The following is a 12,893-nucleotide window of genomic DNA, read 5'->3' as shown; positions in this document are numbered from 1 at the left end:
GAAATTTTTATAGATTTAAAAATGGGTGTGGTGAGTTAATAATTTGTTGGCGATGCTCATGAATTTCTTGTAAGCGAGGTAAAAAATATTGATTCATTTCACGTTGCTCAATACGTTCTTTTGTATAACCTTTTAATGCGAATTTATAAAAATCCCATAATAATTGCTTTTTTATTTTTATTGGATCAAAGTCAAATGCAGGATTCATAAATTGGGTTTGTTTTTGTAACCTCAATGAAAGCCATTTTTCTTTATAAGCGGCTTCGGGACTTTGAAACGTTTTATGCTGCTTAGTATCATGAACTACAAGGCTATCCGGACAAAGTATAACTTTCTTTTTATTATACAAAACACGATTTAAATAGTCATAGTCTTCGCCATAATGGAAATAAAACGGATTGAACCCACCAACGATTTCAATGGTAGATTTAGGTAATAACCAATGGGCAGCGTTTACAAAATCTATTTCATACCATTTACTTTGCTGTTTTAAAAATAGGTCGGAAATTAAACGGTTTGTTTTGGCATATTTTCCCAGATAATTTTCAAAATGGAGATCTAATTTTTTTTCGCTTCCGTCCAAATGCATAGGACTTAGGATGCCAATTTGCTCTTTGTTGGGATAATGATGATAAACTTCCAGTAATTGTTCTATACTGTTCGGGAAAATCCATGCATCCTGATTCATCAAATAAAAAAAATCGGCTCCTTGTTTATAAGCTTTTTCAATACCAATATTATTTGCTTTACCAAAACCTAAATTTTCCGGAGACTGAATAAAATCAACTTCAGGAAAGTTTATTTTAATATAATCTTGAGTGCCGTCCGTAGAGCCGTTATCAACAACGATTGTTTGTACGGGAATATTGGATTTTCGTAAACTGGTAAAACATCTTTCTGCCCATTTCATGGCATTATAAGTAACAATGATAATATACATATTAGCCATCTTAAATATACTTTTGAGTTAGCGTTTCTAAGTAATCTTCTGGACTTATTCCAGAGAAAAATGAGTTGATGTTTTCTCCAAAATCTACTTTATAGAAATCTCCTTCATCACTTTCCGAATAGATTCCTTTTTGCTGAGTTTTCTTTTCAATAGCTCCGATAATTTCCTTTAAATCATAATAATAAGGAAAAGCACAGTTAACAATATTATTACCAAGAAGAATACAGTTGGTTTCCAGGAATTTTGTAATATCATCCATGTCTATCAGTAATCTTCTGGCTTTATTGTGAACTGTAAATTTATGAGTATTTGTAATCTGATTGTTTAAATAATTAAAAAGAGTATTGGGGTTTCCACCTTTTCCTACAATATTCCCTATTCTTAAAATGAGGTAGTTATCTGAATTTTTTTTAATATAATTTTCCATAGCCAGTTTATGCAAAACATAGTGGCTATTCTGTTTAGACTGGTCATTTACACTTAATGTGGAAAAGTATATCAATTTTCTATCGCCAGTGTTTTCCAGAGTATTTTTTAAAAGAGTAAATTCTCTTTCAAACTCAGAGCTTCTGGTTTCAAGGGAATTTGAAACGCCTGAAGCAAAGAAAATATTATCCTCTGAATCTATGTCTTTTAATGAATTAGCGATAAGCCCGTTTCCTATGATCATATTATCTAATTATTCCCCTTGTGTTAAATTAATTTTTTTATTGATATCTCCAGAATGTCTGATGTAGCTAAGATATTTTTTCATTATTTCCAAATGATGCTTAAGTGTAAGTTTTTTAGGATAAAACTTCAAGGTAAACAAAATATTTTTTCGGTTAATTAGGTAATATGTAAAATAACGATAAAGAAAGTTATTAAATACATCTTTTTCGACTTCAGAATCTGTATGTATGTTGAAATTTGATCCTAATTTTAATTTAATAGCTATGTTTGTATCAAACCAGATCTTATTTAGATTTCCTCCCGAAAAATGTTGAATAAGAATATCGTCTATAACATAATTCTGAAATTTTTTGGAAGTCCTCAGGCTAAAATCAAGATCATAGCCGTGAAACCCTTTTAGATTTTCATCAAATCTGATCTGAAGATATTTCTCTTTTTTTATGGCTAAAAAAACACCATCTACAGCCAGTGCTTTCATTAGATTTCCCGCCATGGAATGAAGATGTGTATAATCTGTATTTTGTTTATTTCCTTGTAATATATTTATAAAATTATATTTTGTTGCCACTGTCCAACTTGAAGGGGCCGAAGGGACATAAGAAGAACCTGCTATTCCAATGACTCCTGTATTGTCTTTGTTCAGGCTACTTAATAGTTTTTCGCCCCAGTTTTGGGTATGAAAAATAATATCTTCATGAAGGAACAGAAGATTCTCGTACTGACTTTTTTTAGCTCCTATATTGTAAGCTTTTGTAATACTCATTAAATCAGGATTCCATATTTGAATAATTTCATAAAGAAAATGATCGCCAATAGTCTCGTTAATATTTTTAACAAGTTGGTCGTAATATTTTTGCTGATATGATGAAACTATAATGGAGAGCATTATTTACGGAGTTTTCTTAATATTTTTTTAAAAATAGGTTCATTAACAACTTCAGTTAATTTTTCATTGTCCGTTAGTAACTTTTTGTTTTGTCGTACGATATCAAAAAATGTTCCGTATATTTTAAAATATTCATTTTGGTGTTTATTGAATATGTACTTAAAAGCCTCTTGTTTTTGATGTAAATTTTTGTTAATATTTACATCCCTCGATACATCTTTTCTTCTGTAATAGAAACCTAAATAATCCATACAAATAACTTTCTTACTAGAATTTTTCAAGAGTTCAATCCAAAATTCCCAATCCTCAAATCCGTGAATAAGATTTGTATCATATCCAATTGTTTTTTCCCAAGCTGCTTTCTTGAAAAATGCGGAACAAAAGATAAGATTATGCATAAGCAGAAGATCATAAGAAAAATTATCTAAAATAAATTCTTCGTTGCTATTTCCAAAAAATGATGCCCTACAATAAATCACATCAGGATTTTTGTAGAATTCGTTAGAGGCAAATTCTAAGTATTGAGATGCAATTTTATCATCACCATCTAATGGTAATATCCATTCTGCATTAGCTTTTTCTATTCCAAAATTCCTAGCCGAAGATACACCTCCGTTTATTTTTTTAAAATATTTAAATCTTGAGTCTTTATCTAACCAATTTTTAACAATTTTTTCTGTGTTGTCTGTAGAACCATCATCAATTATAATACATTCCCAATCCAAATAAGTTTGATCTAATACAGATTGCAGACATTCATCAAGATAATTTTCTTGATTATAGCATGGTACTATGATGGAAACTTTAGACGCCATTTTCTTTTGATATAATAAATTTTTTTGAGAGCCTTTAAAAAAGCTTTAATTTTAAAATGTTTAAGATAGAAGAATATTACTGAACAATGAGCATTATATGTGTTATAATTACTGGAACTTAAATATTCTTCTACTACGTTGGCTATAAATTGGTAATCAAATAATGATGAGTATTTTGTGACCAGAATTTCTCTTAATTCAAAATGGGCCTTCAGCTTTTGATCATCCAAATGATCTGATCCTGAAATGCTGGATTCCGAAATTCTTACCTTTACTTTACTGTTCTTGGTATAAAGAATATTATTTCCTTGAGAAAATAACAAGATGGCCAAATCATCACTTCCCCAAGCTAACGTAATTTTTTGAAACCCAATTCTTTGATAGCTATCAAACTTAAAGATGTTTTCTGAGAGGCTACTTCGTATTTCTTGAGTATATTTTTTGATAAAAAAATCTGAGGGTTTTAGCTCCGAAAAATTATAATCAAAATTTTCTATTACTTGATTTTTTTCATCAATCCACTGATGTGAAAACTTAATGACAGAGATTTTTTTGTCTTCAACTAAAGGTAAATTTTGGTAAAACTCCTCTGTGAAATTTTCAGAAATCATATCATCATCACCTAATATCTGAAACCATTCTTCCTGAACATTTTCCAATATTCGCTCCCACTGAAGTGCTAGATTTTGACCGCCAATATTTTTTTTATAATCAAAATAATGATAGTCATCTGCTTCAAAATATTTTTGAATGATAGGCAGGGGGTCATTGGGGCTTGCATCATTACCTATATACAAGCTAAAGTTCTTATTGCGTTGTTTGGCAACGGATTTTATGGTTTCCTCAAAAAAATCTATCTTATAGTAGGGGATAACTATAGCCAGTTTATTCTGATGACTCTGAGTCGTCATTTTATCAGGTTTTATATGTTACACTTTCCGATTAAAAACTATGAATCATGCGTACAAATAATAAAGTCGCAATGCAAGACTTAGCTGATTCTTTTTTCAGAATAATTATTAAATATTTTTATTTAAATACTAGATTTTTTTTTCAAAACCAATAACTGATACCCTTCATCGCATAGATTCATATCATACTGATTGGTAAATTTTTCAAAATCTTTTCCAGTTATATTTATTACCTCTTCCGGGGATATTCTGTTTAGTATACGGTTTTTAAGAGTATATTCCTTTCTTTTTCTTTCACCCGGTATTTTTACCTGCTGCAGCATGATCTCTACGATTTCAAATTTATCTGAAAACAGCTTATGGAAATCATAGAAGTTCCATTCAATAACGTGAAAAGGGTTGTTGGGTTTTGTATTGGTGATTTTAGTAATAGGAGTAGAAATTAATAAAACGCCGTCATTGCTTAAATTATTATATAAATTATCAATAAAGTCAATGTAGTTGGGAACATGCTCAATAGTTTCAAAGCTTACTATTACATCAAAAGGGTATTCGTTTTTGTATTGTACTCCATCTTCTACTAATCTTTTCAAATTATGATGAGGATATCTATAATTTCCGTAACGAACTGCTTCATTACTTAAATCTACACCAATTATAGACTCTGCTTCTCCTTTATTTGCAAGAAGATAAGTTCCATAGCCACAACCGCAGGCAATATCCAACACTTTTTTACCTTTTGTATAGTTTTGTGCATATTTATATCGGTCAAGATGTTCATCTTCATATTTTTTTAACATAAAGCCATACACCCATCTTTCTGCTTTTCCATATACAAGTAAATCGGAAAGATTTCTCAGTTCAAAATTTGTACAGAATAGTTCTTCTTCAATATTATTTTCTCTCATTTGTCCATTTTTGGTTTATTATAAAATATCCTTGCGAATAGTCAGGTTTTTCTAAGGTGAAGTTGTCTTTTACATTAACTATGAGTCCTTTATCGTAGTAGTCAAGTGTTTCAGTATTGTCACCAATGTAAATTTCACAGGTATATTTGCCTGATTTTAATGGAAAATTATCTAATGTGCAATAAATCGTATTTTCTCCAATTGATAGATCAAACATTTTTTGAAAATGACCAGAGAAAGGAGTGAATAGCCTGTTACCCATGTCATCATTGAAACCAATACCTATTTTAACGTTTTTTAAATTTTTGTTTGAATAAATATTAAATTCCAAAACACCATTTTTGGCCGTTTGTAAATTGCTTTCAAGGTCATCTTCAGTATATGATTTGAAAGATTTCAAGTAGACATCTTTGTTAGAGTTAGGAATGATATCTTCGCTTTCAGCATTATGGGTGTACATGCTGATGATTGTACTAATATCTGCAGATTCTTTTAATAACCCATGTTCTAAAAGAATTCCTTTCTTACAAAGCTGTAAGATACTGGGAAGGTTATGACTTACGAAAAGAATAGTTCTTCCTTCTCCTTTGGTAACATCACCCATTTTTCCCAGACATTTTTTCTGAAATTCTGCATCACCTACCGCTAATACTTCGTCAACAATTAGAATTTCAGACTCTAAATGTGCAGCTACAGCAAATGCGAGACGTACGTACATTCCCGAAGAATATCTTTTAACAGGAGTGTCAATATACCTTTCTACTCCCGAAAAATCTACAATCTCATCAAATTTACGCTTGATTTCTTTTCTCGTCATTCCAAGAATTGCCCCATTTAGAAATACATTTTCGCGGCCAGTCATTTCAGGGTGAAAGCCGGTTCCTACTTCTAATAGAGATGCTATTCTCCCATTTGTAAAGATTTTACCTGTGGTAGGTTTAGTTACTTTACTTAAAAGTTTTAAAAGTGTTGATTTTCCAGCACCATTTTTACCTATTATTCCTACAGCATCTCCTTGTTCAATTTCAAAGTTGATATCACGGAGTGACCAAACGTAGTCAGAGTTTCCTTTGGAGCTTCGGTCATTGGCTTCACCAATCTTAAAATAAGGATCTTCTTTACCTCTTACCTTATGCCAAAATCTGTTGAGGTCATGTGATAAAGTACCGGTTCCCACTTCGCCCAGACGATATTGTTTTGATATGTTTTCTGCTTTTAAAGCTAGCATGTTGTAGTGTTTTAAATTTTTTATTCAGGTGTTTTTATCTTCAAAATACAGTTTATACCGTGTCCATAAATGTTTTTTCAACCTTGTTGAAGGTAACCACTCCTATAACAAGAAGAATTAAAATAATAACGGTACTGACAATTAACATTGTTGGAGAAAAATCTCCTACTCCCAGCCAGCCATATTTGAAACATTCGAAAATACCTGTTAATGGATTGAAGCTAGCTAGTTTTTTGAAATATCCTGGTAACATAGATACTGGATAAATTACCGGTGTGGCATACATATATAAGCTTATACCGAATGTTAAAAGCATACTTAGATCCTTATATTTTGTAGTAAGTGCTGAAAATATCATTCCCACTCCCAGAGCAAAAAGAGCCATGAGGATGAGTAAAAAAGGTGTTGCTAGAACCCACCAGTTGGGAGAAATCTCATTGTTGATAAGATAATATACCCATACAGTCAGAAATAGGAGAAATTGTACACTTAACCGCATTAAGTTTGAAATAACAATTGAAATGGGAGTTACTAATCTTGGAAAATACACTTTACCAAAGATATTGGCATTCCCTGTAAAGGTAGCCGTTGTCCCCAGTAGCGCTCCGGAAAAATAATTCCATAAAGTTACTCCTGCAAGGTAAAATAATACACCAGGAGCTCCATCTGTAGGTAACTTCGCAAATCTTCCAAAAATAATCAGATAAGTGATTGTGGTGAAGATGGGATTGATAAAAAACCAGATTGGTCCTAAAATGGTTTGCTTGAAGCTTGATATGAAGTCTCTCTTTACAAACATGTAAATAAGATCCTTATATTGCCATACTTCCTTGAGTTTTAAATCAAATAAAGAATGATTGGCTTCAATAGTTTCTGTCCACTTTTGCTGTGGTTCATTCATCTGTGTAAGTTTTTACAAATTTATAATAATTAATTCTTACCGGATTTTTTACCTTGTAAATTATTGTTTACATAAAACTAAAAAATAACAACTAATATATTGATATTTGTTATTATGAACAAAAACTATTGACTATAAAGCCAATAGTTTGTTATGTTTATAAATGATAGGGTTATTGTCCAACAAGTTGTTTCAAGTACTGACCGTAACCACTTTTTCCATATTTAACAGCTGTTTCCAGTAATTTTTCTTCATTGATGAATTTATTTCTGAAAGCAATCTCCTCAATACATCCAATTTTGAAGCCTTGTCTTTTTTCAATAACACTTACGAATTCTGAAGCATCATTAAGTGAATCAAAAGTTCCTGTATCCAGCCATGCTGTGCCTCTGTCCAGAACGCCTACTTCAAGTTTTGCATTTTTCAGATAAACATTGTTGATGTCTGTGATTTCCAATTCGCCTCTTTCAGATGGTTTTATATTTTTAGCGATTTCCACTACATTGTTATCGTAAAAATATAACCCGGGTACTGCATAATTAGATTTGGGTTTTAAAGGTTTTTCTTCAATAGAAACAGCTTTGAAATTAGCATCAAATTCTACAACCCCATATCTTTCAGGGTCTGCAACGTGGTACGCGAAAACAACACCTCCATCCGGATTAGTTTTGTTTTTTAATAAAGTTCCCATTTCAGAACCGTAGAAGATATTGTCTCCTAACACAAGTGCTGCAGGATCATTACCTATAAATTTGTCACCCAGAATAAAGGCTTGTGCCAGTCCGTCCGGGCTTGGTTGTACGACATATTCTATATTACAACCAATCTGAGAACCATCGCCTAACAATTTAATGAATCCAGCTTGGTCATGTGGAGTCGTAATGATAAGGATATCCTTAATTCCAGCTAAAAGTAAGGTGGATAATGGATAATAAATCATGGGTTTATCATAAACAGGCATTAATTGCTTGCTTACAGCAATGGTTAGAGGGTAAAGTCTTGTTCCGGATCCTCCGGCTAATATTATTCCTTTCATCTTTTTTATTATTTGGTATTCCCTATTAAATAGTTCATCTGATTTTGATATTTAAACCAATAGCAGGAGTCATTAAAAGGGCTGAATTGTTTTTTGGACAATTGGCCACCATACTCTTTTTTAATTTTTTCTAATAAAAGAAAATGAACTATGTAACGAAAGTTTAAAATCATCAAAATTGAAATTTTTGATGATTGAATTTGTTCTTAGTTGTATTGTTTTTCGTAATACTTTTGATAATCTCCGCTGGTTACGTTTTCCAGCCATTCTTTATTTTCAAGGTACCAGTCAATCGTTTTACCTAATCCTTCTTCGAATGTTACAGATGGTTTCCAACCCAACTCTTTGTTTAATTTATTGGCATCAATAGCATAACGTTTATCATGACCAGGTCTGTCCTTTACAAAAGCGATTAATTTTTCAGAGTGCCCTTCAGGTTTTCCTAATTTAGCATCCATTTGTTTAATCAATTCTTTTACCAGATCAATATTTTGCCATTCGTTGAATCCTCCGATATTGTAAGTTTCTCCGGTTTTAGCTTCATTGAATATCTGATGAATTGCTCTTGCATGATCAATGACAAATAACCAGTCTCTTGTATATTTTCCATCTCCATAAATTGGTAATGGTCTTTCATTAATGATATTGGAGATACAAAGTGGAATTAATTTTTCCGGGAAATGGTTCGGTCCGTAATTGTTTGAACAGTTTGAAACAATAAATGGCATTCCGTAGGTATTTCCATAGGCTCTTACCAAATGATCTGAAGCAGCTTTTGATGCGGAGTATGGAGATTGCGGATCATAAGAAGTAGTTTCTAAAAAGAAACCAGTTTCTCCTAAGCTTCCATAAACTTCATCTGTTGAAACATGATAGAAAAGGTTTGTCCTTTTTTCATTTGGAAATCTTCCATGGGTGTGATCTGGGTTTAAGGTCCAGAATTCCTTACAAAGATTAAGAAGGTTGGCTGTTCCGTTTACATTAGTATTGATGAATGCCATCGGATCAGTGATGCTTCTGTCAACGTGACTTTCTGCAGCTAAATGTACAACTGCATCTGGGTTATATTTTTCAAAAACTCTTCTTAGTTCTTCAGGTTTTGTAATATCTGCTTTTTCGAAAACGTAATTAGGCTCATTTTCAATATCTTTCAGATTCTCTAAATTTCCAGCATAAGTAAGCGCATCAAGGTTGATGATCATACTTTCCGGATTGTTTTTTACAAATTCTCTTACAACATGGGATCCAATGAATCCTGCTCCTCCCGTAATAATGATATTTTTCATTTCTTTATTTTGTAATTGTTTTTCTACCTATACTTTTATAATAGAATCCATTTTGTTCTGGAATTTCTAACGGATACATATTCCTTCCATCAAAAATAACTTTATTTTTCATTTTCCTAGCCATAAGCTCGAAATTAGGATTTTTGAATTCCGGCCATTCTGTAGCAATAAATAAAGCGTCTACATCTTCTAGTGCGTCATACATTCCTTTTGCGTATTGTATTTTGTCTCCCAGAAGTTTTTGTACATTGTTTTCAGCAATAGCATCATAAGCTACTACTGTTGCTCCTTTTTCTAATAAAAGAGCAATATTATCTAAAGAAGATGCCTCTCTGATGTCATCTGTATTAGCCTTGAAGGCAAGCCCCCACATAGCGATCTTTTTTCCTTCAATATTTCCACTGAAGTATTTTTCAATTTCAGAAACAAGTATTACTTTTTGAGAAGTATTTACGTTTTCTGTAGCTTCAAGGATCTGAAAGTTGAAATTTTCCTGTTTCCCTGATCTTATAAGAGCTTTTACATCTTTAGGGAAGCAGCTACCACCATATCCGATACCAGGGAATAGGAATCTGTGCCCGATTCTGTCATCACTACCCATTCCTAATCTTACCTTATCTACATCTGCACCTACTTTTTCACAGTAGTTGGCAATTTCATTCATAAAGGTAATCTTTACAGCTAAGAATGAATTGGCCGCATACTTGGTGAGCTCAGAAGATTTTTCATCCATGAAAATGATAGGGATACCGGTATTTGTAAATGGCTGATAAATTTTTGCCATAATATCTTTTGCCTTTTCAGAGCTGGCGCCTACAACTACTCTTGAAGGGTTCATAGAATCTTCAACGGCAAAACCTTCTCTTAAAAATTCAGGATTGGAAACAACATCAAAATTAATATTTGTTTTAGAAGATATTGCTTCTCTTACTCTTTCTGCCGTGCCTACAGGAACCGTACTTTTATTAACAACAACCTTGTACTCGGTCATCATTTCTCCAATGTCGTTCGCTACCTTTAATACATAAGATAGATCTGCAGAACCATCCTCTCCTGGAGGTGTTGGCAATGCCAGATAAATTACTTCGCTTTTGTCTAAAGCTTCTTTTAAATTGGTAGTGAAAAACAATCTTTCAGATTGAATGTTTCTAAGGAACATCTCTTCAAGGTTCGGCTCATAGATGGGAACGATGCCGTTTTTCATACCTTCTACTTTTTTTTCATCAATATCAACACAGTATACTGAATTGCCAAGCTCTGCAAGAGTAGTTCCTGTAACTAATCCTACATAACCTGTTCCTACAATCGTTATATTCAAAATGTTTGTTTTTTAAATTCAAAGACAAAAATAATAAAAATACCTTCATGTACTTGTTTAATTTAATGTAAATGAATTTTGATCTATTTGCTTGATAATAAGATAATTTTGCATTTTTAGAAAAAAAGCGTATATTTGCAATGGATTTACGGAAAAAATGGGAAGGCTTCGCAAGAAAGCCTTTTTTCGTACTGTAAATCAAGATAAAAGAATGTATGGAGTTTAAGAAAAGAATTGAAGAATTATTAAATGAATTCCTTGAGACCAGAAAAGATCTTTTTCTTATTGATCTTAAGATCTCTGCAGGGGATGATGTTACAGTGATTTTAGATGGTGACAATGGAGTTTCTTTGCAGGATTGCCTTGATGCAAGCCGTGCAATAGAATTCAATATGGATCGTGAAGAGCATGACTTCAGCCTTCAGGTGATGTCTGCCGGATTAAGCGAGCCATTAGTAACACCAAGACAGTTCAATAAAAACATAGGAAGAGAGATTGAGGTGATGCTGGAGGATTCTTCTAAAATTGAAGGAGAATTGTCAAAAGTAGACGAAGAGAAGGTCACTCTTGTTTTACGTTACCGTAAACCGAAAGATATCGGGAAAGGAAAGGTGGATGTGGAAGAGGAAAAAGAAATTCCTTACACTGATATCAAAAAGGCATTAGTAGTAATTAAATTTTAAAAAAGAAAAAAGAATAGATGGATAATATAGCGTTGATTGAATCCTTTGGTGATTTTAAAGACGAAAAGGGGATCAGTAAGATTGATCTTATGGCAATTATTGAAGATTCACTGAAGACTCTTTTGAGAAAAAGATTCGATTCAGATGACCACTTTGATGTGATTGTAAACCCGGATAAAGGAGATTTTCAGATATTTTTAAATAAAACAATTGTAGAGGACGAAATGTCTGAAGATGACGATTTGGAAATTGAAATTTCTGAAGCGAAGAAGATTGACCCTACCTTCGAAGTAGGTGAAGACTTTACAATGGAAATTCCTGTTGCGCAGCTGGGAAGAAGAAATATTCTTACCCTGAAGCAGATTCTGGCTACAAAACTTCAAGAGCATAACAATGCTATGCTATATGAACAGTTTAGAGATAAAATTGGTGAAATCGTTGTAGGAGAAATCCACCACATTCGTCACAAGCATGTAATCTTATTAGATGATGAAGGAAACGAATTTATTTTACCAAAAGAAAACCAGATCCCATCCGATTTCTTTAAAAAGGGTGAGAATATCAGAGCTATTGTTGAAACAGTAGATTTTAAAGGTTCAAAACCGCAGATTATTATTTCCAGAACTGCACCTAAATTCCTAGAGAAATTATTAGAGCTGGAAATTCCTGAAATCCAGGACGGAACTATCATGCTTAAAAAGGTAGTGAGAATCCCGGGAGAAAAGGCGAAGATCGCAGTAGATGCTTATGATGACAGAATTGATCCTGTAGGAGCTTGTGTGGGTGTGAAAGGATCCAGAATTCATGGGGTAGTAAGAGAGTTGAGAAATGAAAACATCGATGTTATTCAGTGGTCTAAAAACCCTGAGATTTTGGTGAAGAGAGCTTTAGGAAATGTTACCGTCAATAAAATTGACATCAACGAAGATGCTAACTATGCGTTAGTGTATACTCCTGTTGAGGAGATTTCTAAAGTAATTGGAAAACAAGGACAAAATATTAGACTGGCTTCTTGGTTGTCAGGATATGAGATTGATGTTTACAGAGAGTCCAGCGAGGATGACGATGTTGAATTGAGAGAATTTAATGACGATATCGAGCAGTGGATTTTGGATGAATTTAAGAAAGTAGGCCTTACAACTGCAAAATCAGTATTGGATAAAGAAACTGAGAGTCTTTTAAATATGGTAGACCTTGAAGAAGAAACAATTGAAGAGGTTAAACGTATTCTGAGAGAAGAATTTGAAGATTAAGATGTGAAATAAATCTTAATAAGACAGTAAAAAGGAAATACTTTAAT

At 32.7% G+C, this 12,893-nt stretch carries 13 protein-coding genes; 2 read left to right on the top strand and 11 right to left on the bottom strand.

Translation table 11 applies throughout. From position 1 onward, the window contains the following. Positions 1-7: 7 nt before the first annotated feature. From BLS98_RS06570 to BLS98_RS06520, 11 genes are all read right to left on the bottom strand, one after another. Positions 8-949, bottom strand: coding sequence for a glycosyltransferase family 2 protein (locus BLS98_RS06570; RefSeq protein WP_089734795.1), 942 nt, complete (start codon positions 947-949; stop codon positions 8-10). 1 nt (position 950) lies between these two features. Beyond that, on the bottom strand, positions 951-1,619 hold the full coding sequence (locus BLS98_RS06565) for an NAD-dependent epimerase/dehydratase family protein (RefSeq protein WP_089734794.1): 669 nt from the start codon (positions 1,617-1,619) through the stop codon (positions 951-953). A 9-nt stretch (positions 1,620-1,628) separates the two neighbouring features. After that, positions 1,629-2,507 (bottom strand): glycosyltransferase, encoded by an 879-nt coding sequence (locus BLS98_RS06560; protein WP_089734792.1) that lies wholly within the window; start codon positions 2,505-2,507, stop codon positions 1,629-1,631. Then, the gene (locus BLS98_RS06555; protein WP_089734790.1) at positions 2,507-3,322 is read right to left on the bottom strand and encodes a glycosyltransferase family 2 protein; all 816 of its coding nucleotides are present in this window, start codon (positions 3,320-3,322) and stop codon (positions 2,507-2,509) included. The genes BLS98_RS06560 and BLS98_RS06555 overlap by 1 nt, the downstream gene beginning before the upstream one ends. Further along, entirely contained in the window at positions 3,298-4,233 is a 936-nt protein-coding gene (locus BLS98_RS06550; RefSeq protein ID WP_089734788.1) for a glycosyltransferase family 2 protein, read from the bottom strand. Before BLS98_RS06550 ends, BLS98_RS06555 begins: the two co-directional genes overlap by 25 nt. A 122-nt stretch (positions 4,234-4,355) precedes the next feature. Continuing rightward, positions 4,356-5,141, bottom strand: coding sequence for a class I SAM-dependent methyltransferase (locus BLS98_RS06545; protein ID WP_089734786.1), 786 nt, complete (start codon positions 5,139-5,141; stop codon positions 4,356-4,358). Next, entirely contained in the window at positions 5,128-6,369 is a 1,242-nt protein-coding gene (locus tag BLS98_RS06540) for an ABC transporter ATP-binding protein (protein ID WP_089734784.1), read from the bottom strand. The genes BLS98_RS06545 and BLS98_RS06540 overlap by 14 nt, the downstream gene beginning before the upstream one ends. Positions 6,370-6,421: 52 nt before the next feature. Then, positions 6,422-7,270: an ABC transporter permease gene (locus tag BLS98_RS06535; RefSeq protein ID WP_089734782.1), complete on the bottom strand. Its 849-nt coding sequence runs from the start codon at positions 7,268-7,270 to the stop codon at positions 6,422-6,424. Positions 7,271-7,442: 172 nt separating this feature from the next. Further along, the gene (gene rfbA, locus BLS98_RS06530; RefSeq protein ID WP_089734780.1) at positions 7,443-8,306 is read right to left on the bottom strand and encodes a glucose-1-phosphate thymidylyltransferase RfbA; all 864 of its coding nucleotides are present in this window, start codon (positions 8,304-8,306) and stop codon (positions 7,443-7,445) included. Between the two features lie 206 nt (positions 8,307-8,512). Continuing rightward, on the bottom strand, positions 8,513-9,592 hold the full coding sequence (gene rfbB, locus BLS98_RS06525; protein WP_089734778.1) for a dTDP-glucose 4,6-dehydratase: 1,080 nt from the start codon (positions 9,590-9,592) through the stop codon (positions 8,513-8,515). A 4-nt stretch (positions 9,593-9,596) separates the two neighbouring features. Further along, positions 9,597-10,910, bottom strand: coding sequence for a UDP-glucose dehydrogenase family protein (locus tag BLS98_RS06520; protein ID WP_089734776.1), 1,314 nt, complete (start codon positions 10,908-10,910; stop codon positions 9,597-9,599). A gap of 215 nt (positions 10,911-11,125) precedes the next feature. Here BLS98_RS06520 and rimP point away from each other — a divergent pair, with 215 nt between their 5' ends. Together rimP and nusA are read left to right on the top strand one after the other, a co-directional pair. Continuing rightward, positions 11,126-11,593: a ribosome assembly cofactor RimP gene (gene rimP / locus BLS98_RS06515; RefSeq protein ID WP_089734775.1), complete on the top strand. Its 468-nt coding sequence runs from the start codon at positions 11,126-11,128 to the stop codon at positions 11,591-11,593. 17 nt (positions 11,594-11,610) lie between these two features. Next, complete coding sequence (gene nusA, locus BLS98_RS06510; protein ID WP_089734773.1) at positions 11,611-12,846, top strand: transcription termination factor NusA; 1,236 nt, start codon at positions 11,611-11,613, stop codon at positions 12,844-12,846. The last annotated feature ends 47 nt before the right edge of the window (positions 12,847-12,893 follow it).

This window comes from Chryseobacterium jejuense (assembly GCF_900100075.1).
In the GTDB taxonomy this organism is placed as follows: Bacteria; Bacteroidota; Bacteroidia; order Flavobacteriales; family Weeksellaceae; genus Chryseobacterium; species Chryseobacterium jejuense.
The sequence above is the reverse complement of the archived record's forward strand: the minus strand, read 5'-3'. Positions and strand labels throughout refer to the sequence as shown.

Excerpts from the sequence above, each read along its gene's own strand:
- BLS98_RS06550 (WP_089734788.1), bottom strand. The coding sequence starts at position 4,233 with ATGACGACTCAGAGTCATCAGAATAAACTGGCTATAGTTATCCCCTAC.
- BLS98_RS06560 (WP_089734792.1), bottom strand. The coding sequence starts at position 2,507 with ATGCTCTCCATTATAGTTTCATCATATCAGCAAAAATATTACGACCAA.
- rfbB (WP_089734778.1), bottom strand. The coding sequence starts at position 9,592 with ATGAAAAATATCATTATTACGGGAGGAGCAGGATTCATTGGATCCCAT.
- BLS98_RS06535 (WP_089734782.1), bottom strand. The coding sequence starts at position 7,270 with ATGAATGAACCACAGCAAAAGTGGACAGAAACTATTGAAGCCAATCAT.
- BLS98_RS06570 (WP_089734795.1), bottom strand. The coding sequence starts at position 949 with ATGGCTAATATGTATATTATCATTGTTACTTATAATGCCATGAAATGG.
- nusA (WP_089734773.1), top strand. The coding sequence starts at position 11,611 with ATGGATAATATAGCGTTGATTGAATCCTTTGGTGATTTTAAAGACGAA.
- BLS98_RS06540 (WP_089734784.1), bottom strand. The coding sequence starts at position 6,369 with ATGCTAGCTTTAAAAGCAGAAAACATATCAAAACAATATCGTCTGGGC.
- rimP (WP_089734775.1), top strand. The coding sequence starts at position 11,126 with ATGGAGTTTAAGAAAAGAATTGAAGAATTATTAAATGAATTCCTTGAG.
- BLS98_RS06555 (WP_089734790.1), bottom strand. The coding sequence starts at position 3,322 with ATGGCGTCTAAAGTTTCCATCATAGTACCATGCTATAATCAAGAAAAT.
- BLS98_RS06545 (WP_089734786.1), bottom strand. The coding sequence starts at position 5,141 with ATGAGAGAAAATAATATTGAAGAAGAACTATTCTGTACAAATTTTGAA.
- BLS98_RS06565 (WP_089734794.1), bottom strand. The coding sequence starts at position 1,619 with ATGATCATAGGAAACGGGCTTATCGCTAATTCATTAAAAGACATAGAT.
- rfbA (WP_089734780.1), bottom strand. The coding sequence starts at position 8,306 with ATGAAAGGAATAATATTAGCCGGAGGATCCGGAACAAGACTTTACCCT.